The organism is Desulfosporosinus lacus DSM 15449, assembly GCF_900129935.1.
GTDB classification, from domain to species: Bacteria; Bacillota; Desulfitobacteriia; order Desulfitobacteriales; family Desulfitobacteriaceae; genus Desulfosporosinus; species Desulfosporosinus lacus.
In genome coordinates this window covers 42,007-62,456 of sequence record NZ_FQXJ01000019.1, presented here as the reverse complement: position 1 = coordinate 62,456, position 20,450 = coordinate 42,007, and the positions used below count along the sequence as shown (strand labels likewise).

The window sequence follows — 20,450 nt, the reverse complement described above, 5'->3', positions numbered from 1 at the left end:
TACCCAGCTTGACGAGTCAATCTAGTTTCGATGAAAGTTAACGTTTTCACTAAATAACATCAAAGGCCACGCATACGCGTGGCCTTTCCCATTTCATTTCATATAAAACTCAACTTCTTGTTTCGCCATTTTTTCTTCCCAATCCATTTGTAACAACGCTAAATCATCTTTATAATCGGTTTTTGTTTCATCCTTGTCATATTCGAGATTCTCTAACACCTCAATTGTAAAGCTCTCTTCCCCATATTCTTTCCATTCCTTTTGTAACTCTCGGTTAGGATAAGCACCCAATTCCAATTTGAACTTGATGCTGTTTAGGGTCGCTCTCAAATTTTGTGTTCCTTCAATTAGACATTTATTATTGTGCTTAGACCGGATAATTAGTACTCCCATATCCGGTTTCATTTGTAGATATTGTTGTTTCAACTCTTTCTTTCTGTCCATTAGTTTAATAACCCATCTCCTTAAGAATCCTGCTTAGAGTACTCAACCGTTCCCCCATCAGCTCGTCATCAATACTCAGCGCCTGGCTGAACAACTTTATGTCTTCATTAATTTTTTCATTATCTGTACATACTGCTACTGTCATAGCGTCACCTTGTAAGCCCACCCGGTCTATGACAGGAGTTTCAGTATCGTATAATTTTTCATATCGATAAGCCTCTCTGAAATGCAGTTTTGCTCTGCATATTAGAATTGCAAGATCTAGGACACGATGAAGGGGTAGTTCCTCAGACTGTCTTGACCATTTTTCTCCCGTATATCTCCATACTTTAGCTGATACATCTACCTTACCTCGATCATTCCACTGGGCAAGTCCTAATGAAAGACCTTTTGCATCTGAATTATAGGCATATCTGCCATCAACATTTTCATAATTCTCCGAAATAATAACTGGTTTATGCTTTAAAGTGGTCGGTATTTTCATTATCTCTACCTCCAAAATTTTGATCAACCTTAGTAATTTAGTAAATTACTAATTCACTGTATTTAGTATAGACTTTCTGACAAGCAAAGTCAAACAACATAAAAGACCGCCACAAATAGTGACGGTCCCTAAAAGTTACTTGCAATACTTGTACAGACGCGACGATTCAAATATTAGAGGGTCCGGTCAAGGCCGTTTGCCTAAAAACGTTTAATTCGCCAAGATCAAAGCGGCATTTGGACAGTAGTTGGCTATGACCCCAGGTAACCCTGCTCGCATAGAGGCTAGTTTCAAGGCAGAAAAAAGGGGTTCCCGGAAGTGTATTTTGAGAACCCCTTTATCATATTCTCCGTAATAAGCAAGCCCAAAATGCTTGCTTTCTAAGTATTATGGGCTTGGTTTCCGGTTATTCAATCGCTATACTAATCTAAAAAGTTGCTCTTTGTTAATCGAATCATTTCTACTTTGGAATCTGCTTTCACATCCTGGTTTAACAGCGAATTATCATCTTTGTCTAAGTCAAAAATAATTAACTGCCCATCTCCCAGATCGTAAAAACCTTCAAGTCTACCTTCCCCGTGCCGACTTTCTAACTGTTTATAATTCGGACCGTAGTTATCAAACACGTCTTTAGCCATATCTCCTATTTTACTTCCCCTATTTGTCGGAAATTGTGCCGAGGTGGTCTCAATTTCGAGAACCTGTCCGGAGTCCTTTCCTACAATAACGGTAACTCCTTTATCATAGGTTCTCTTATTCCAAGACTCTGGAAAATGACCTGGCTCTTCGTGGTACTCCTCCTTAAAGACACTTCCTAATATCTCATTAACCTGACTTTGACTGTCACCAAGTTGGATTTTTCCAATGCTCGGGCGCATATCAGTATCAGCCTGTTCATCTTTCAGGATTGTAATCTCATCAGCTGTTGCCTGAACCGGATATGACTCAGCAACTGGCCCAATGAACCTCACTTCCACTTTTAGGTTTTCCTGCAAAGCATCGAAATTGGAATTCACTACATTGTCCGCAGATTTTTCATTGATCTTAGTCTTTTGGGTTACTTTAATTGAAGCCTGGTCATAAGGCTTAGAGCCTTTTTCCCCTTCGACTAAAATAGTTCCAAGAATCTCCCCTGATTGGTTCTTAGTCAACTTGATGACGGTACCAACAATATCTGTTTTATTGGTACCTTGTAAATCTCCAGGATTTTGGGAGTTAGCTGAACCGCATCCAGAAAGCGTAAATATCCCTACTAAGGAAATAGCAATTAATTTAATTATTTTCATAATTTCTCCCTCTGCAACTAGTTACCACTGTCGCCCCGGATCATCAGCCATATTGTTAACAGTACCTGCAGGATGAAGCACAAGATAATGATCCATCACAGGATCAGAATTGCTAGCAGTCGTCAGTGGGAATACAAACTCTATCTTAAATTCCGGCCCAGCTGTATAACCGATGATTTCTTCTCCATTAACTTTCACGTCATAAGCTGGAGTTCCATATACTTCTTTAGTTTTCGCAAGAGAAAGCTGCTTCAGCTGTTTATCAAAGGATCGAACCTCAAAAATCCGGGAACCTTTGTTAAAACCAAACACGGTTGCCTTGTTCGAATAGGTAGCATAGCTTCCTTTGGCAGCCGCGACCCATTCAGTTTTTTCCGGCTCTCCCCATTTACTCTTTACATCTTCAATGACGGTTGTCTTCACAGGAAAATCATTATTAATAACTTTCCCTTGCTCCGCTAATTGCTTCATGTTTAGCAGTAACTCCTTCGCCGCATCTGTTGTTTGGGGTGCAGAAGACGATGGTGGCATTTGCGACGGAGTTTGCGAAACCGAGTCCGTTGGCTTTGAGGAATCAGAATTTTGGGGATTTGATGGTGAACACCCGACAATCAGTGTCAAAGCCAGCGTTGCAATCATGTACTTTAAGAGTCTCTTTTTAGTTGCAATACTCATGATCTTTCTCCTTACTTATAATTGAGTGATGGTACATTTCCTTATTAATAGACGTTATCAGACCCTTAAATCTGACGTTAAACATGTCATAATTTTCTATAGATCATCTTGCGCAACCACTTAGTCCTCATTTCAGGATGTCAAAATCCTGTTAAATGAGCTAGTTCCCAAATTAAATCTCTGATCTCTTTTTCACCATCGACCACAAGTAGGGGTCCTTTAGCCATGCGCGTAATCCCTCCAATTTTACATAAAAAACCAGATCGAAAATTAAGCCACCTAATACTATCGAGGATAAGAGATCTAAAATTACATGTTGCTTAATAAATTGGGTCGCTAAAATAATTAAAATAGCGGTGATATATACTACAGTTACATTTAAATAATTTTTAGCAGGATACTTGTTAATCGCTTTAATCATTAAAAAGCTCAATAGAACATGAATACTTGGAAAGGCGTTAAAGGGCTGGTCATTATTATAAACAAACGCAATCAGCATAGTCAAAAAGTCATTACCCACAAGATCGGGCCTAGGAACATTTGTTTGAAAAAAGAAATAAATCCCATAAGATATCAATAATCCAAGATTAATTGACAACAACGTCCGGTAAAAGATTTTTTTATCTTTAAAGCAAAAGTAAGTTAACGTTCCAAATATGAAGAAATACCATGATAAATAGGGCAAAACAAATATTTTTAGAAATGGAACACCTTGGTCTAAGTCGGTAACTAAGCTATGGGTACCCCGGTTAGCATTATTGAGCAAAACATAAATAATATTCAAAATCGGAATTGACAACATTAAACATAGAGGCATGAGATTTTTAATGTTCTTTTGCATCTCTTTTAATCTTCCTTTCGACCGATAACTATATTCAAAATCAACCGGTTTTTTTCTTATTTCTTGGATTCCTCATTAATTCAAGCATATTATTCACAGTCTGTTCTGCGGAGTGACCGAGTAAAGCGTATGACGCTTTCTCCCGCATTTCCTCAATCTCCTGTGGATAACTCAAGAAGCGACTAAGTAATCCTTCTAATTCCTCTTCTGTACCAGCAATCTGTCCCGCACCAATGCGTTTCACAAAATTTGCATTTTCTTCTTCTTGACCTGGTATGGGCTGATAAATCACAATCGGTAAGTGCTTCGTCAGCGCCTCAGTAACCGTTAAACCTCCGGCCTTGGTTATGATCAAATCGGTTACTGACATTAGTTCTTCCATGTTATCTGCGTACCCTAACCGTACCATGGGATTACGAGCCTTTGCAGCCACTTCATGCAAAGAGTTATACAATTTTTTATTATTTCCACAAACAATAATTGACTGTACCGGAACCTCTGAATCTGCAAGCTTTTTGCAAATTCTTTTTGTACTTTCCATACTTCCGTGCGCTCCCATTACCAGAAAGGTAGGCAAATCTTGTTTGATACCCAGCTTGGAGCTAATTAACTCTCGATCTATCTTCTTTTCAAATTTCGGACTAATTGGGATTCCTGTCACGTGTATCCTTTGCGAGAGGATTCCCTCTGTCACTAACATTTCCTTAACTTCTTCACAAGCCGCTATATAGCAATCCACACCCGAATGCACCCAATGACTGTGAACAGTGTAATCCGTAATTACTGTGATCACTGGAGCCTGGAGAATATGTTCTAGCCTCAGCTGAGCTAGAATCGAAGAAACTGTAGGATAAGTGCACACAATAAGATCTGGATTAAATTCCTGAATATATTTGAGGAAATCAGATCGACCTAATTGGTTCAAAAAACACTGAATCCTTGAATTAGGACTAAGCTTCGATGTTCGATAATAAAATTTCCCCCAAAGCTTTGGTGAATGTTTGATCAACTCAAAGTAGAGTTTTTTTACCACGCTATTAAATCGCTTACTCAAAAAATCACCAAAATCTAAATGAGTCACAATTGCCGAAGGTTCCTTGATACGCAGTCCCTCAATAACTGCTTCAGCCGCCCGCAAATGTCCGTTTCCAAATGCTGCAGAAAACACGAGAATCCTTAACTGCTTCAACTTTAAACCCCCTTCTCAATAACCTTCTTTTAAAACGATATTAGTAATATGAACCACCCAGGCTATATAGCGACGCACCTTAAGTGAACTCGTTAAACTAAAGTTATACATCGAGACTTCGGTGGGACTCTACCCCCATCGAAGCAGCACACTGGGTCCCACTCCCACTTGTAAAAGCGAGAGTCTGACGATTTGATAAAAGGACATCATTTAGGTCATACCTGCATTATAAGTTTTAGTTCTTAAAATAATGTTAGGCTAATTCTTAGGAAATTCTTAAAATTAGGTTAAAAAATCTTTGGACGATTGACTGGGATTTAAAATTGACAATAGCAAACTCACTCATAGTTACCTAACGTAAAAATATGAGCTAATACTAAACTCTATATTTTTAGACGTAAAGTTTTGGTTTTTAACTTCATATTTTACTTTTTTCTTTATTTCAAACGGTGACATAGCTGTCAAGATAACGTGATAGGGGGACCTTTAGAAAGCATAAAATGAATGTTTAATAGCCCAAAGGACCTGTACCACTTTTCGAGTGATCACAAGTCCTCTTTAATAACTTAGCGAATTCAGTATAATAATTGGTTGTATTTCCCTCGTAAAACCCTAAATCTCATGATCTCTAGCTTATCAAGAATTCAATAGGATAATCCAAAATATGCATAGTTACAGTTCAGGCTTTGAGATTGGCTTTCCAGCCTCAATTAACACTTTGTTACCCAGCAAGAAAAATCCCTGAATAAACAGAAGCAAACCAGTTCCTATCAGGAGCCACTCTATTTTAATGATGTCAGCAAGTGGTCCAAACAAAAGCATTCCTAATGGCAACATCGTGCTTGCTATCATCCCTAAGACACCAAATACTCTTCCTAGAAAATTAGCCTCTACTTTCTCCTGTAATAATACCGTAGAGGGTGTATTAAAGAGCGGCAACGCAATTCCGGCTAACCCCATGATAGTTAGATAAATCCAAAAAACAGGAACAACTCCAAGGGCAAAGGTACAGACTCCAATAAGGAGGCTTGCCAATGTCATCGAGTGAATCCTATTTTTAAAACCACCCCAAGAAGCCATAATCAGGCCACCCAAGATCATGCCAATAGAAAAGGTTATTTCGATGGCCGTTAAACGCCAAACATCGTCACCAAAACTTCGTGCAACCTGCAGCGGCGTTAAAAAAGAAACAGGTGCAATTAAAAAAAAGAAGAATGTGCAAAACAGAAAGAACCTCTTGATATACGCATGATTTTTAATGTAGTTAAAACCTTCATGCATATCACTGAAATAGCTCGTTGTTTGCTTTGCTTGGGCTTTCTCATGAACAGGAACATGCAAAAACAAAATTAAAACCAAAACCGCAATGGCTGCTGTAAAAACATCTATAAAGAAAATCATTTCGATGGTAACCATGGTGAGCAGTGCACCGCTCACCATAGGAGACATCAGCATAACTATAGCTTGTATACTTCCGTTTGTTGCGTTAACCTTAGTTAGTTTATCCTCCGGTACAATTTGCGGAAGGAAGGCTCCTATCGCCGGCATTTGGATCGCTGACCCTAGAGCTCGTATGGCAGATGTCACAAAGAGCAACCATAGCGAACCATATCCCGTCAAAAACAATATAGCTAAAACTAATGTTGATAATGCAATCATAGAATCGGAAAGAATAATTAATGTCTTTCGATTATAACGGTCAGCCCATACTCCTGCAAACGGAGAAAGAAGCAAGGTCGGAAGAAAACCGCAAATAATGGCTATCGTCATCATGATACCTGACTGTGTTGTTAATGTGATGTGCCACATAATTGCATACTGAACCAGTGATGATCCAAAAAGTGATATGGTCTGGCTAGTCAAAAACAGGATAATATTCTTTTTCCAATCTATATTCAAATCTAAAATGTTTCTCTCCATCCTTTACCTTGTGAAATTCATAATGACGGAACAACGTCTCTAATTCTATTACTCCAACTTTATAGGCTCTTCTGCCTGATTACAACTTAATATATGTTATTATTTCTTATCAATTGTTTTTTATAAATGATGGACAAGAATTTGTCCTATAACACTCACAAGGTTGTGGATTTATTCACTTACTACCCATTCGGAAAAGTACAATGAGATCTTTAATAAAGTCTTGAACATTAAGACTCTCAGGCTTCGCCTGATTATACCATTTACGTACAGTCTCTATTATCCATAGCGGAAGGGCTCTTCCATCAAACAAGTGGTAATATTCCTTATATCCTTCTTTCAAGTATTCCCACCTTTTATCGTTTCCCGGTTTCATATATTCAGAGACATCCAGAAGTTTAGCTTTGCCTTCGTGGAGGAGTATGTTCTTTAAATGAATATCTCTAGGATTTAATCCTCTGCCGAGTACATAGTTTATCGCATTATCTACGTCTTCAATAACCTGCTTTGGGATATGAATGCCTTTCAAGAGACAATCGTACAGAGTTATTCCCTCTTCAAAACGAATCACAAGAAAATTAAATCCTCTGCCATAATACACAGGAAAATACTCCGAGTGACCTAGTTTTAAATAAACCTCATTTTCTTGTTCTAACTTACCTAATTTGTCATTACTAAACACTTTGTAAGCGTAGTGTGGCAAATACAAAAAACGAAATACCGCGGCATCTGTTCCTACACCTACACACTCGAATTTGTTAGAATCTCCCTTTACTGTAACAAGCTCATTTTCTCCATTAGATATGACTTTTAATTTACTTAATTCTCTCTCGACAATATCCCATTCCATTAAGCACACACCCTTTAATCCAATGTTGCACCGGGTCTTCGCAATTCCCCGAATATGAACTTAACTATCACTGAATCTTAAAATTACCTTTTATAGAATTGTGGCAGTCTGCACTAAAGGCCGCCAGTAAGTGGCGGCCTTCTATTCGCACCAGTTATTTTACTATTTGTCCATCCCCATAAACAATATATTTGATCGTCGTCAATTCTCTCAGACCCATTGGTCCACGGGCATGTAACTTTTGAGTACTTATTCCAATCTCAGCTCCAAAGCCGAATCGCCCACCGTCTGTGAAACGAGTTGAAGCATTGACATAAACAGCGGCTGCATCAATTTCTCTTAAAAACCGCTGAGCCCTTGTGTAATTCTCAGTGATAATCGTTTCAGAATGTTTGGTACTATATTTGTAAATGTGATCCAGGGCACCATCAAGCCCAGACACAACTTTAACGCTTAAAATTAGGTCCAGATGTTCTGCCACCCAGTCTTCCTCTATAGCAGGAACGGCATAAGGCAAGATTTCACACGTTCTAGAACAACCTTTTATTTCGACTTGATTTTTCCTAAGCTCCTCTCCAATTAGTGGGAGAAAGTTTTCTGCGACTGCATCATCTATGAGCATAGTTTCCAAGGCATTGCAGACTCCTGGATTTTGGGTCTTAGCATTTATAACAATGGGAATGGCCTTTTTATAATCTGCATCTCGATCAACAAAAGCATGACACATACCAGTTCCGGTTTCAATCACTGGTACGGTGGCATTTTGTACCACTGTTTGAATCAGCCCAGCACCCCCTCTGGGAATAATGACATCTACATAATCATTTAAACGCATCAGTTGTTGGACCCATTCTCGATTAGTCTCTGTAATCAATTGGATACATCCTGACGGCAATCCGCTCTCTTCAGCAGCTTCCGCAATTACTCTTGCCAAAACCTTATTGCTTTCTAAAGCCTCCGACCCTCCCCTGAGAATGACCACATTTCCAGATTTCAGACACAAGGCAGCGGCATCGACCGTCACGTTGGGTCGTGCTTCATAGATCATCGCCACAACCCCTAAAGGAACCCGAGTCTGTTGAATACGCAAGCCATTCGGACGCGTCCAAACTTCCCCTTCTCCCACAGGGTCTCGTAATGCAACAACCTCTTTAAGGGATTGACTTATCTGTGCAATGCTCGCCGAAGTCAACCTTAAACGATTGACAAGACTCTTCTTAAGACCTTTCTCTTCAGCCGCTTGAACATCGAGGCTATTTGCCTTAAGAATTTCTCCCTCATTTTTCAGGAGCGCCTCGGACATTAAGGTTAACGCATCATTTTTGGACTCTGTACTGGCAAAAGCCAACTGACGAGCCGCTTGTTTAGCTCTTTGCCCAATTTCAATTAATTCTGGGTGAAACATAAGCAGTGACCTCCTACCATAAACTTAACCTTCTTATCAATTATTTGAGTAATTAATCCACCATAAGTGTCATGTTGTCACGGTGAACTACTTCTTCACCGTCAAAATCTGCAATAAGTTGATGAATTTTCTCAGAATGAAGTCCTTTTACCGTCTGAACTTCATCATTACTCAACTCTACCACTCCTCTGGCAATCTCCTCTCCCTGCGTATTGACTATCCGAACGATTTCTTTACGTTCCCAAGTCCCCTCAGCAACTATAATTCCTTTCGCCAGCAGACTTTTGCCTTCTTTCACAAGGGCCTTGGCTGCGCCATCATCGACTTGGATACTGCCTTCAGTTAACCCTGCATAAGCAATCCAGCGTTTCCGACCTGCAAGACGATGCTTTAAAGGCTGAAAATATGTTCCCTCTGGTCCTTGACCCTTGGTCAAGAAGGTGAGTTCTCGAAGTCGCGTAAAATTCAAAAGCAGCATCCCAATTCCAAAACGAGTAGCTATTTTGGCTGCCCTAAGTTTAGTGACCATCCCTCCAGTCCCTAGTAAGCTTCCTGCCCCGCTCGCCATGCTTTCAACTGCAGAGACCTCTGTTACTTCTTTAATAAGCTGTGCTGACTCATCCTTTTTGGGATTGGCGGTATACAAGCCATCCACATCTGTTAAAATAACCAACAAGTCTGCACCGACAAGCCCTGCCACTAAGGCTGACAGAGTATCATTATCTCCAAAACAGAGCTCATCCACTGCAACTGTGTCGTTTTCATTAATAATAGGCACGACTTGTAAACGCAGTAATTTCTCCAGAGTATTTTGAGCGTTCCTATAGTGTGATGATTGTGCCAAATCTATACGAGATAATAAAACTTGAGCCCCTACAATACCATGCCGTTCGAGATTTCGAGTATACATCTCTATTAGTACCCCTTGACCCACAGCAGCAACGGCTTGTTTACCTGCTAAATCCCGGGGCCGAGCTTGGAGCTTCAGTTGACCCATTCCTGCCGCCACCGCACCCGAAGAAACAATAATGCACTCCACCCCATTTTCCTTTAGGGCGGCGACTACTGAGACGATCTCAGTTATGGCTTGTTCATCTAAACCACCATGAGGATGGTTCAAACTGCTGCTCCCAATTTTCAAGACAACCCTACGAACCTCACTTAATGTCACTCTGAATACTCTCCTTCCAAATCTTCCGCGCGCCGTGCACAAGCCTTTGCCGCATTCAGCACGGTTTCAGCCAATTTCTCATCCGTAAATACATTTAAAGCCGCATACGTCGTGCCATTAGGCGAAGTCACTTCTTCACGCAGTTTTCCCGGCGATTTATCGCTTTCTGCGATCATCTTCCCCGAACCAATCAAGGTTTCAAGAACCAATATCTCAGCCTCTTCTTCGCTAAGCCCTAATTCTACTCCTGCTTTTATTAAGCTCTCGGCGAATAGATAAAAATATGCTGGTCCGCTTCCACTAATTGCTGTTAATGCATTGATGTTTTTTTCTGGAACCCACATGATCCGCCCTGTAGCCGAAAAGATCTTCTCCCCTATTTCGGCCTGTTCTTCTGTAACATTATCACCGCGTACCAATCCAGTCATGGAATGAAGCACTGCCGTTGAAGTATTCGGCATTGCCCGTACCACAGCAACCCCCGGCAAGTATTTATAAAAGACCTTCAATGGGACACCCGCTGCCACACTAATAACCAGTTTATCCTTCAATGGAAAATCCTTTAAATCTTTAAGGACAGCTTGAACATCCTTCGGCTTCACCGCAATGATCAAGACGCGAGAATCTTCCACGAGCTCCAATAATGGAGCTGCAATAACATTATATCTATCAACCAAGCCTTGGAGCCGTCCGCGATTGGAAAGATTCGTCACTCGAATCTCAAGTGAACTATTTGACTGCTTAAGACCACTTATCATAGCCTCCGCAATATTTCCCCCACCAATAAACCCAATAGACTGAGTCATTCTTTACACCCTTTCATAACCCTTTAATCTTATCAACCTTGGCCAACCTTTAATAGCATACCAATCCTGCCGATCCAGTAAACCCAACATATGTGAACGGGCAATTTCCCCTGACTTTCACAGACCCAAAAGACCTAAAAAAAGGCCCCTTTCATCCTCATCAAGGACGAAAGAAGCCTTCCGCGGTACCACCTTTATTGCCAATGCCAACTCTATAGTGCCAGATTGATCCAACAACATTCCGCATAACGGTGGAAAAACCGTCCGATTCTTCATCAGAGCATCACGACTGGGGTTCTGATATCGAAGGCGGAAAAACTCTCAGCAATTGCTTTTCTCTCTGAACACCACCGTCTACCATACTGGGTCGATCCCATGCTTTATTCAATATCTAGTTAACTATACTCTATCTCATCCATCCAAATATTTCAAGTGTCAATAAAAATATTAGCTTATGCAAACCGAAGCAAACACGACCTACTTCAGCGCCTCAACCACAGCATTGCCCATTTCTCGAGTTCCTAGTACTTTATCCCCTGGTTTTGCTAAATCAGGAGTTCTGTACCCCTCTTGCAAAACGCGTTCAACCGCTCTCTCGATTTTCTGAGCTTCATCCTCTAATCCAAACGAATAGCGTAACATCAATGCTCCCGAGAGAATTGTAGCTAAGGGATTGGCAATATTCTTACCAGCAATATCCGGTGCCGAGCCATGAGCTGGTTCGTAGAGTCCTTTACTCCCGTTTAAGCTTGCCGAGGAGATCATTCCGATCGACCCCATTAGCATAGACGCCAAATCTGTAAGGATATCTCCGAACATATTTTCCGTAACGATAACATCAAATTGCTCCGGTAAACGAACTAATTGCATAGCTGCATTATCCACATACATATGAGTCAATTCGACCTCTGGATAATTTTTTGCAACTTCAAGGGTTATCTCTCTCCAAAAACGAGAAGATTCTAATACATTTGCTTTGTCTACTGAGCAAAGTTTCTTACGTCGCTTAACTGCCGTTTGAAAACCTAGTTCTACAATGCGTTTGATTTCTTCTTCTGTATAAATCAACGTATCAAATGCACTTCTTGGGTTTGTTCCTCTCCCTTTCTCGCCGAAGTAAAGTCCGCCAGTCAATTCACGAAGAACAACCAGATCAACGTTCTTAACTACTTCGCTGCGAAGAGTCGAGGCATCAACTAACATGGGTAGCATTTTTATAGGACGAATATTGGCAAACAGCCCCAAGGCCTTTCTAATCGGGAGCAGTCCTCCTAACTCTGGACGTTGCGGAGCAGGAAGGGTATCCCACTTAGGGCCTCCTACGGAACCCATTAAAACCGCATCGGCTGCTTGAGCCGCCGCTAATGTTGCATCTGGCAAAGCCTTGCCCACTTCATCAATCGCGGCTCCACCTATCAAGCCATACTCAAAATTTAGACTGGTAGAATTACCTTTCAAGACCGCTTCTAACACCTTAACGGCTTCCGGAGTAATCTCTACCCCAATACCATCTCCTGGAAGAACTAGTACATTAGGCATTTTTTCTTCTCCCTTCAATATAAGGAATAAGACCACCAGCACGTATCAATTCCTGCATAAAAGGAGGAAAGGAGCGAGCTCGGAACTGGCTATTTGTTGTCCTATTCTCGATAATACCTGTCGCAAGATTTACTTCTATCTCATCTCCCGGAGAAATTCCGGCTACCGCTTCAGGGCATTCCATAATTGGCAATCCAATATTAAGCGCATTGCGATAGAAAATCCGCGCAAACGACTCGGCAATTATTACTTTAATACCACAAGCTTTAATGGCGATCGGAGCATGTTCGCGCGAGTAACCGCATCCGAAGTTTTTGCCGCCGACCATAAGGTCTCCAGACTTAACTTCCTGAGCAAACTGTGTTCCTGCATCTTCCATACAATGTGCTGCCAAATGCTCAGGAGTGGATTTATTTCTCTAGTATTTCAATCCACCCTCGTGAGAAGGCACGGTTTACAGCCTGGAGATAACCTCGTACACTTGCTTCAATTATATCTGTACTTACTCCACGCCCAGCAACTAAATTCTCACCAAATTTCACACTAACCGTTACTTCTCCTTGGGCATCTTCTCCACCATCGAGAGCTTGCAAGGAATAGTGAATCAATTTACCTTGGGTTCCCAGAACTTTATCAATGGCTTTAAATGCCGCATCAACTGGTCCATCCCCACACGCCGCATCTGCTAACCGTTGCCCCTGAAACATGAGCCCGACAGTAGCCGTAGGAACCAGATGGGTCCCGCTTGAGACCTGCAAATAATCTAAGTTTATCAGATCCGTTTTCTCTTTTTGCTCGTCTGCCAGGGAGAACAAATCTGATGTTGTTACTTCTTTCTTGCGATCTGCCAATAGTTTAAACCGAGAAAACAGCTCTTCAAATCGGCCCTCTTCCAAATTCAGCCCAAGATCTGTCAGCCGTTGCTGAACCGCATGTCGCCCTGAGTGTTTTCCTAAAACGATAGATTCAACATCAATCCCTATCACACTTGGTGACATGATTTCGTAAGTGGAACGTTCTTTAAGCATTCCATCTTGGTGAATACCCGATTCGTGAGCAAAAGCGTTCTTACCCACAATCGCCTTGTTATGTTGAATCATCATGCCTGTTAAACGGCTTACCAATTGACTGGTTCTGGCAATTTCCGCTGTCACAATACTAGTTTCAACATTAAACTGGTCCTTGCGGGTGTGCAAAGCCATGACAAGTTCTTCTAAAGCCGCATTCCCTGCCCTTTCCCCGATCCCATTAACCGTACACTCTAACTGATGCACACCTACCCCAACAGCGGCCAGGGAGTTCGCCACCGCCAGGCCCAAATCATTGTGGCAGTGGACACTGACTTTGACCTTCTCAATCCCAACTGTACGCTCCATGATCGATTGCAAAAATGCAGCATACTCTTCGGGTGTAGCATACCCCACAGTATCCGGAATGTTAAGGACCGTTGCTCCTGCTTGAATAACCCCAGAGAAAACTTTAGCTAGAAAATCCACATCACTGCGGGACGCATCTTCGGCACTAAACTCAATGTCACTTACTTTGGATTTTGCCAATCGAACTGCCTGAATGGCTTGTTCAAGCACATCGTCGGGGGATTTTTGTAATTTATAAAGCATATGAATCGGTGAAGTGGCAATAAAGGTATGAATGCGCGGAGACTCTGCACCGGAAATTGCTTCCCAGGCACGTTCAATATCTTTGGCATTGGCCCGCGCAAGGGCAGCCACACTTACGTTTCTTACTTCTTGAGCAATCCTGCGCACTCCCTCAAAATCTCCAGGGGAGGCAATAGGAAATCCTGCTTCGAGAACATTAACCCCTAGCTTACTTAATTGATGTGCGATTTGCAATTTTTCATCTGCGTTAAGTGCTACTCCTGGAGATTGTTCACCATCTCTAAGCGTAGTATCAAAGATCTCGATCCGGCGCATCCCTTTAACTTCCTTCCCAGATATATAACTTTACTTTAAAAAGCGTACTCTATTCGTGCTTTTTCAACCAACTCATCATCCCTCTGAGTTGTTCTCCAACCTTTTCAATCTGATGATTTGCTTCGTTACGAGTCATAGCATTAAAGGCCGGACGATTTGCTTGGTTTTCAAGTAACCAAGCTTTTGCAAAACGACCGTCTTGAATTTCTTCAAGCACGCGTTTCATCTCTTTACGGGTTTCTTGGTTAACAATTCTCTTACCGACAGTCATATCTCCATATTGAGCAGTATCTGACACTGAATATCTCATCCAACTCATGCCACCTTCATACATTAGGTCAACTATGAGTTTTAGCTCGTGTAAGCATTCAAAGTAAGCAATTTCCGGCTGATATCCTGCCTCGACCAATGTGTCAAAACCTGCTTTAACCAGTTCAGATGCTCCTCCACAAAGGACTGCCTGCTCACCAAAAAGGTCAGTTTCTGTTTCTTCTCCAAAGGTCGTTTCCAGAACTCCCGCTTTGGTGGAGCCAATTCCCTTAGCATAGGCCAAGGCTAATTCTTTGGCTTTCCCAGAGGCATCCTGATGAACGGCGATCAAGGCCGGCACTCCAGCACCTTCAGTATAGGTTCGGCGCACTAAATGGCCTGGGCTTTTTGGTGCCACCATAAAGACATCGACATCGCTTGGAGGGACAATTTGTCCAAAGTGAATATTGAATCCGTGAGAAAAGACTAAAGCCTTTCCTGACGTAAGATGCTTTTTAATCTCTTCATTATAAACTTTACTTTGGGTTTCATCTGGAAGCAGAATTTGAATAACATCAGCTCGCTTGGCTGCCTCTTCAACTGTCATAACTTCAAAGCCTGCTGCTTGTGCACGTTCTGTACGAGCACTACCTGGACGAAGTCCGATTACAACGTTAAGTCCTGAATCTTTAAGGTTTTGAGCTTGTGCATGTCCTTGGCTGCCATAACCCATAACTGCGATTACTTTGCCTTTTAATAACTCCAGATTAGCATCTACTTCGTAATACATTTTTGCCATTTTTATAACTTCCTTTCAACTTTAACCTTTTCTAAAAATAAACCATGTATATTATACTACACAATGGAAATCTTTCTCTATGCTTCAGATCGCAAAATTGCAACCTTGCCAGTGCGAACTAACTCAAGTAATCCATAAGGTTGAATTGCATGGACAAACGCATCAATTTTCGGGATATCACCCGTTAACTCTACGGTAATATTTGTCCTTCCCATATCCACAACCCGACCTCGGAAAATATCAACCGTTTGAAGCACCGCGGATCGTGTTTCCGTGCTGACCTGAACGCGAATTAAAGCCAGTTCTCGATCGACGACACTTTCTCCAGTCAAATCTGAAACTGAATGAACAACCACTAATTTACTCAGTTGATTCCTTACTTGCTCAATAATTTGATCATCCCCATTAACGACAATTGTCATTCGCGAAAGCTCCGGATCTTCCGTCTGACAAACCGTGAGACTATCGATGTTATAGCCCCTACGCGTGAACAATCCTGCCACCCGGATCAATACACCAGGATTGTTTTCCACAAGGACTGCAAGTGTATGCAACATATTATCACCTCACTATCATTTCAGTAATGTCTTTACCAGGTGGAACCATGGGTAAAACATTTTCATGCTCTGATATTGTAATGTCTACCAGAACTGGGCCAGGATGTTTAAACGCCTCCTCAATGGCACCGCGTACCTGCTCTGGGGAATTAACACTGATTCCACGAATACCATAGGCCTCTGCTACTTTAACAAAATCCGGGTTACCTTGCAGTTCAATCTGACTATACCGCTCATTATAAAACATTTTCTGCATTTGTCGAACCATCCCAAGAACCCCATTGTTTAGCAAGATAATTTTAACAGGAAGTTTATTCTGAGCAATTGTCCCTAACTCTTGGATCGACATCTGAAAAGATCCATCCCCGGTTATCAATACGACCTTATCCTTCGGACGAGCAATTTGTGCTCCAATTGCGGCAGGCAACCCATAACCCATCACACCAAGTCCGCTGCTGGTCGCGTAATTGCGTGGATTAACTGTCGGATAATATTGAGCAGCCCACATTTGATGCTGTCCTACATCTGTAGTGACAATTGTATCTCCTCCGGCAATTTCTCCCAAACATTCCATGACCATCGGTGGGGTGAGTCTGTCCTTGTCATACTGTATAGTGTTTTTTTTCCTCCAGTCACGCAACTGATTCCACCAGTCTGTCACATCAGGATTTGCGAATCCCGGCAAAGCTTCCAGAATCTCTGCCAAGACTTGGCGGGCATCCCCAACAATTTGGATCTCTGTTTTTACTACTTTGCTGATCTCTACAGGATCGATGTCGATATGAATAACTTTAGCCTTAGTCGCGAAACGATGCCCCATGCCACTTGTTACACGGTCGTCAAAGCGCACACCCACAGCAATAAGCAAGTCACAATCATCCACAGCATAGTTTGCAGTCACAGTTCCGTGCATTCCTACCATACCAAGTGAATTAGGATGTTCTAACGGAAGGCTGCCAATTCCCATTAAGGTTGTGACAACCGGCACTGCCGTTTTATCTGCAAATAGTCTTAAGACGTCTTCGGCTCCGGCAGTGACAACTCCACCACCTGCATAAAGCACTGGCTTGCGAGATTCTGAAAGCACCTTGGCCACTTCTTCAATCTTACCGTTGTTCGCTTGTCCAAATACTTTGTACCCCTTCAATTTCATCTCGTTTGAAAAGGGAACCACATTTTCTTGAGCTAGAACGTCCTTCGGAAGGTCGATGAGAACGGGCCCGGGGCGACCGGTCCGCGCTATATAAAAAGCCTCTTTAACAATCCTAGGCAGATCCCGCGGATCCTTAACCAAATATGAGTGCTTGGTAATTGGCATGGTGATCCCGATGATATCCACCTCTTGAAAAGAATCTGAGCCGATGGAACCCGTAGAGACCTGTCCTGTCAAAACAACTAATGGAATAGAGTCTAAAAAAGCATTAGCAATACCTGTCACCAAATTCGTAGCTCCCGGTCCGGAGGTGCCTAAACAAACCCCTACTTTCCCGGTAACTCTTGAATAACCATCAGCTGCAAAAACGACCCCTTGTTCATGACGTCCTAATACATGTCGAATTGGACTATCTAAAAGTGCATCATATAATGGAAGTAACACCCCGCCCGGATAACCAAAAATGACGTCAACACCTTCTTGCTGTAAAGCATTCAATAAGATGGTGGCCCCTTTAATTCCAGTTCTTTCTTCACTCATACATTTCCCTCCCTAAACGTTTGCTTCTAACTGCTGTAAATATCAGGACCATTGACATGAGTATGCGCCCTAAATGCCTCCAGAAGTTGCTTAAACGTTGGACCGGGAACACCATCCCCGATCTCACGTCCATCTGCATTGATTACCGGAATCAATTCAGCTGCCGTACCAGTGAGAAAACACTCGTCAGCGGTATATAAATCATGACGAGTAAATAGCTCTTCCTTCACTTCAATTTTAAGTTCTTTAGCGAGCTGAATTACAGTATTTCGCGTAATGCCCTCTAGTATTCCTGCCGAAAGAGGAGGGGTCAATAAGACGTCATTACGATAGATAAAAATATTATCCGCCGTCCCCTCTGCCACATATCCATCTTGGGTGAGCATAATAGCTTCTATGACACCAGCCTGAGTGCTCTCGATTTTCGCAAGTATATTGTTAAGATAATTAAGAGATTTAATTCTAGGGTTTAAGGAATCAGGATTGTTCCTACGGATGGCCACAGTTTTCACTTCTAAACCTTGCTCATACATACTTGGCTCAAAGAGCTTAATTTGTGCAGCTATACAAATGATAGTAGCCTTTGAACATTTTCGCGGATCTAGGCCGAGGTCACCTTTACCTCGTGACACCACTAAGCGAATATAAGCATCTTTTAAACCATTTTGGCGGAGCGTTTCCAAAATGACCTCTTGCATCTCTTTCTTATTAATACCAATGGTTAAGTTGATCGATTTCGCAGATTCATAGAGGCGTTTTAAGTGTTCTTCTAATTTAAACACTCGACCATGGTAGGCGCGAATTCCTTCAAAAATACCGTCACCATATAAAAAACCGTGATCAAAAACGGATATTTTTGCGTCTTCTTCAGAAACAAAAGAACCATTCAAGTAAATAATCAGACCCATCTAACCAACCCTCCAATAAACTAGTGTAAAAATTAAAAACCTCAAGCGCAGTCCCCTAGTAACGTGGAACTTTCCGCTTGGGTTTTTTCTACCCACGGTGTAAACCCATTATGGATTCTGTACCGCTTGGACCAGTCAGGTTCTCCCCGGTCTGTTGACCTCTAGCCCTTTTTGGGGGGGAGTATATCCTCGGAACCCTAGGTACACTTCCTTTTCTGTTATATTACATTTGTATTGAGAACTTTGTGTATATGATACAGAATACAGTCTAAAGTGTCAACCCTAATTTACTAATATTGTGCGAAATTCCTTTAGAATTTCCTTGTCAAAGCTGGATAGAACAATGTATAATGTCCACTATGCAGATACATTTGTTTTTTTGAGAGGAGTAAATTATCATGTCCATTAAAATAGGTATTTTGGGGTTAGGCACTGTTGGATGCGGTGTAGTACAAGTATTGCAACAGAATGCAGTCGACATTCAAACTCGCACCCACTGCGACCTTCAAATCAAAGCAATACTTGACCGTGACCTTCAACGTGCAAGGGATATTAGCGGAGACTTTCTCCTCACTGATCAACCGGAAGCAGTTCTTCATGACCCTGAAATCGACATTATTGTGGAAGTAATGGGAGGAATTGAACCTGCCCGTACATTTATCTTAGACGCTTTGCAACATGGAAAAAGTGTTGTTACCGCAAATAAAGATCTAATTGCAGTTCATGGTCATGAACTTCTTGATGCCGCCAATGCCGCAGGGAAAGATCTTTACTTTGAAGCAAGTGTCGGAGGTGGAATTCCGATTATTGCGGCTCTAAAAGAGTCCCTGGCTGCCAATCGAATTACACATGTACTTGGAATCATCAATGGAACGACCAACTACATCCTTACTGCCATGGCCGAACAGGGGCGCGAGTATGCAGAAGTCTTAGCTGAAGCACAACAATTGGGGTATGCCGAGGCTGACCCTTCTTCGGATGTTGATGGCCTGGATGCAGCACGCAAACTTGCTATCCTTGCTTCTCTCGCATTTAATTCACGAGTTGCTCTCAGCGACGTCTTTGTAGAAGGTATCTCTAAAATCACTCGCGAGGATCTGACCTATGCTGCTGAGCTTGGTTGTACTATCAAGCTTTTAGCCGTTGCTAAACACCAAGATGAAGGTATCGAAGTTCGAGTCCATCCGGCTATATTGCCTCTTTCTCATCCCCTCGCCTCTGTAAGCGGTGTTTTTAATGCTATTTATGTAGTAGGAGATGCTGTTGGAGAAACTATGTTTTACGGTCGGGGAGCAGGTTCACTCCCCACAGGCAGTGCGATAATATCCGATATTATGCGCATAGCACGCAACATCCAATCCAACTCAACTTCTTCTATTAATTGTACTTGTTACCTGGACCTGCCCCTTAAGGCTGTCTCGGATTTCTATACTGCCTTTTATATCCGTTTGCTTGTTAAAGACGAACCCCGTGTCCTTGCTACCCTAGCTTTACTTTTCGCTGAAGCGAACATTAGTTTTGCTTCCATTATCCAAAAACCTCGCGGCGCGGATCAGGCAGAAATAGTCCTCGTTACTCACCCCTGCCGTGAAGGAGCACTTCAAGAAGCCCTTGATTCTGTCAAGGCCTACAGCAAGGTCCTTAGCATTGACAATGTCATCCGTTTTGAGAAAGAGGACCAGAAATCATAAATATCCCAT

General features: G+C 42.0%; 19 protein-coding genes and 1 pseudogene. 1 reads left to right on the top strand and 19 read right to left on the bottom strand.

Annotated features, from left to right (window positions below; translation table 11 throughout):
* Nucleotides 1–93: 93 nt before the first annotated feature.
* The 19 genes and pseudogenes from BUB11_RS20870 to ilvE form a co-directional block, all read right to left on the bottom strand.
* On the bottom strand, nucleotides 94–444 hold the full coding sequence (locus BUB11_RS20870; protein ID WP_073031943.1) for a GIY-YIG nuclease family protein: 351 nt from the start codon (nucleotides 442–444) through the stop codon (nucleotides 94–96).
* A gap of 4 nt (nucleotides 445–448) precedes the next feature.
* Complete coding sequence (locus BUB11_RS20865) at nucleotides 449–928, bottom strand: DUF6530 family protein (RefSeq protein ID WP_073031942.1); 480 nt, start codon at nucleotides 926–928, stop codon at nucleotides 449–451.
* Nucleotides 929–1,350: 422 nt separating this feature from the next.
* The gene (locus tag BUB11_RS20860; protein ID WP_073031941.1) at nucleotides 1,351–2,214 is read right to left on the bottom strand and encodes a DUF3221 domain-containing protein; all 864 of its coding nucleotides are present in this window, start codon (nucleotides 2,212–2,214) and stop codon (nucleotides 1,351–1,353) included.
* 21 nt (nucleotides 2,215–2,235) lie between these two features.
* Nucleotides 2,236–2,889, bottom strand: coding sequence for a YjgB family protein (locus BUB11_RS20855; protein ID WP_073031940.1), 654 nt, complete (start codon nucleotides 2,887–2,889; stop codon nucleotides 2,236–2,238).
* Nucleotides 2,890–3,061: 172 nt separating this feature from the next.
* The gene (locus tag BUB11_RS20850; protein ID WP_073031939.1) at nucleotides 3,062–3,730 is read right to left on the bottom strand and encodes a phosphatase PAP2 family protein; all 669 of its coding nucleotides are present in this window, start codon (nucleotides 3,728–3,730) and stop codon (nucleotides 3,062–3,064) included.
* Nucleotides 3,731–3,770: 40 nt separating this feature from the next.
* On the bottom strand, nucleotides 3,771–4,919 hold the full coding sequence (locus BUB11_RS20845) for an MGDG synthase family glycosyltransferase (RefSeq protein ID WP_073031938.1): 1,149 nt from the start codon (nucleotides 4,917–4,919) through the stop codon (nucleotides 3,771–3,773).
* Nucleotides 4,920–5,591: 672 nt separating this feature from the next.
* Nucleotides 5,592–6,839 (bottom strand): MFS transporter, encoded by a 1,248-nt coding sequence (locus tag BUB11_RS20840; protein ID WP_073031937.1) that lies wholly within the window; start codon nucleotides 6,837–6,839, stop codon nucleotides 5,592–5,594.
* 175 nt (nucleotides 6,840–7,014) lie between these two features.
* Nucleotides 7,015–7,689, bottom strand: a complete 675-nt coding sequence (locus tag BUB11_RS20835; RefSeq protein ID WP_073031935.1) for a protein kinase family protein — start codon at nucleotides 7,687–7,689, stop codon at nucleotides 7,015–7,017.
* Nucleotides 7,690–7,843: 154 nt separating this feature from the next.
* On the bottom strand, nucleotides 7,844–9,094 hold the full coding sequence (locus BUB11_RS20830) for a glutamate-5-semialdehyde dehydrogenase (protein WP_073031933.1): 1,251 nt from the start codon (nucleotides 9,092–9,094) through the stop codon (nucleotides 7,844–7,846).
* A gap of 52 nt (nucleotides 9,095–9,146) precedes the next feature.
* Nucleotides 9,147–10,265 carry a glutamate 5-kinase gene (gene proB, locus BUB11_RS20825; RefSeq protein WP_073031931.1) on the bottom strand — a complete coding sequence of 373 codons (1,119 nt, stop codon included), beginning with the start codon at nucleotides 10,263–10,265 and terminating at the stop codon, nucleotides 9,147–9,149.
* Nucleotides 10,262–11,071 (bottom strand): pyrroline-5-carboxylate reductase, encoded by an 810-nt coding sequence (proC, locus tag BUB11_RS20820; RefSeq protein WP_073031929.1) that lies wholly within the window; start codon nucleotides 11,069–11,071, stop codon nucleotides 10,262–10,264. The genes proB and proC overlap by 4 nt, the downstream gene beginning before the upstream one ends.
* 117 nt (nucleotides 11,072–11,188) lie before the next feature.
* Entirely contained in the window at nucleotides 11,189–11,347 is a 159-nt protein-coding gene (locus BUB11_RS28070; protein ID WP_207650051.1) for a hypothetical protein, read from the bottom strand.
* A 201-nt stretch (nucleotides 11,348–11,548) separates the two neighbouring features.
* Nucleotides 11,549–12,610: a 3-isopropylmalate dehydrogenase gene (leuB, locus tag BUB11_RS20815; RefSeq protein ID WP_073031927.1), complete on the bottom strand. Its 1,062-nt coding sequence runs from the start codon at nucleotides 12,608–12,610 to the stop codon at nucleotides 11,549–11,551.
* Nucleotides 12,603–13,025: pseudogene (locus BUB11_RS20810) on the bottom strand (LeuD/DmdB family oxidoreductase small subunit); the annotation flags it as partial. The gene leuB and the pseudogene BUB11_RS20810, both read right to left, overlap by 8 nt.
* Nucleotides 13,021–14,568: a 2-isopropylmalate synthase gene (locus BUB11_RS20805; protein WP_282434031.1), complete on the bottom strand. Its 1,548-nt coding sequence runs from the start codon at nucleotides 14,566–14,568 to the stop codon at nucleotides 13,021–13,023. The pseudogene BUB11_RS20810 and the gene BUB11_RS20805, both read right to left, overlap by 5 nt.
* A gap of 25 nt (nucleotides 14,569–14,593) precedes the next feature.
* Nucleotides 14,594–15,592 (bottom strand): ketol-acid reductoisomerase, encoded by a 999-nt coding sequence (ilvC, locus tag BUB11_RS20800; RefSeq protein ID WP_073031923.1) that lies wholly within the window; start codon nucleotides 15,590–15,592, stop codon nucleotides 14,594–14,596.
* Between the two features lie 77 nt (nucleotides 15,593–15,669).
* On the bottom strand, nucleotides 15,670–16,149 hold the full coding sequence (gene ilvN / locus BUB11_RS20795) for an acetolactate synthase small subunit (RefSeq protein WP_073031921.1): 480 nt from the start codon (nucleotides 16,147–16,149) through the stop codon (nucleotides 15,670–15,672).
* 4 nt (nucleotides 16,150–16,153) lie between these two features.
* Nucleotides 16,154–17,842 carry a biosynthetic-type acetolactate synthase large subunit gene (gene ilvB, locus BUB11_RS20790; RefSeq protein ID WP_073031919.1) on the bottom strand — a complete coding sequence of 563 codons (1,689 nt, stop codon included), beginning with the start codon at nucleotides 17,840–17,842 and terminating at the stop codon, nucleotides 16,154–16,156.
* A gap of 26 nt (nucleotides 17,843–17,868) precedes the next feature.
* The gene (gene ilvE / locus BUB11_RS20785) at nucleotides 17,869–18,750 is read right to left on the bottom strand and encodes a branched-chain-amino-acid transaminase (RefSeq protein ID WP_073031917.1); all 882 of its coding nucleotides are present in this window, start codon (nucleotides 18,748–18,750) and stop codon (nucleotides 17,869–17,871) included.
* A 398-nt stretch (nucleotides 18,751–19,148) separates the two neighbouring features.
* On the opposite strand from ilvE, the gene BUB11_RS20780 reads away from it, so the two are divergent.
* Complete coding sequence (locus BUB11_RS20780; protein WP_073031915.1) at nucleotides 19,149–20,441, top strand: homoserine dehydrogenase; 1,293 nt, start codon at nucleotides 19,149–19,151, stop codon at nucleotides 20,439–20,441.
* Nucleotides 20,442–20,450: the final 9 nt, after the last annotated feature.

Coding starts and splice junctions, on each gene's coding strand:
- BUB11_RS20870 (WP_073031943.1), bottom strand. CDS start 444: ATGGACAGAAAGAAAGAGTTGAAACAACAATATCTACAAATGAAACCG.
- BUB11_RS20865 (WP_073031942.1), bottom strand. CDS start 928: ATGAAAATACCGACCACTTTAAAGCATAAACCAGTTATTATTTCGGAG.
- BUB11_RS20860 (WP_073031941.1), bottom strand. CDS start 2,214: ATGAAAATAATTAAATTAATTGCTATTTCCTTAGTAGGGATATTTACG.
- BUB11_RS20855 (WP_073031940.1), bottom strand. CDS start 2,889: ATGAGTATTGCAACTAAAAAGAGACTCTTAAAGTACATGATTGCAACG.
- BUB11_RS20850 (WP_073031939.1), bottom strand. CDS start 3,730: ATGCAAAAGAACATTAAAAATCTCATGCCTCTATGTTTAATGTTGTCA.
- BUB11_RS20840 (WP_073031937.1), bottom strand. CDS start 6,839: ATGGAGAGAAACATTTTAGATTTGAATATAGATTGGAAAAAGAATATT.
- BUB11_RS20835 (WP_073031935.1), bottom strand. CDS start 7,689: ATGGAATGGGATATTGTCGAGAGAGAATTAAGTAAATTAAAAGTCATA.
- BUB11_RS20830 (WP_073031933.1), bottom strand. CDS start 9,094: ATGTTTCACCCAGAATTAATTGAAATTGGGCAAAGAGCTAAACAAGCG.
- proC (WP_073031929.1), bottom strand. CDS start 11,071: ATGACTCAGTCTATTGGGTTTATTGGTGGGGGAAATATTGCGGAGGCT.
- BUB11_RS28070 (WP_207650051.1), bottom strand. CDS start 11,347: ATGAAGAATCGGACGGTTTTTCCACCGTTATGCGGAATGTTGTTGGAT.
- leuB (WP_073031927.1), bottom strand. CDS start 12,610: ATGCCTAATGTACTAGTTCTTCCAGGAGATGGTATTGGGGTAGAGATT.
- ilvC (WP_073031923.1), bottom strand. CDS start 15,592: ATGGCAAAAATGTATTACGAAGTAGATGCTAATCTGGAGTTATTAAAA.
- ilvN (WP_073031921.1), bottom strand. CDS start 16,149: ATGTTGCATACACTTGCAGTCCTTGTGGAAAACAATCCTGGTGTATTG.
- ilvB (WP_073031919.1), bottom strand. CDS start 17,842: ATGAGTGAAGAAAGAACTGGAATTAAAGGGGCCACCATCTTATTGAAT.
- ilvE (WP_073031917.1), bottom strand. CDS start 18,750: ATGGGTCTGATTATTTACTTGAATGGTTCTTTTGTTTCTGAAGAAGAC.
- BUB11_RS20780 (WP_073031915.1), top strand. CDS start 19,149: ATGTCCATTAAAATAGGTATTTTGGGGTTAGGCACTGTTGGATGCGGT.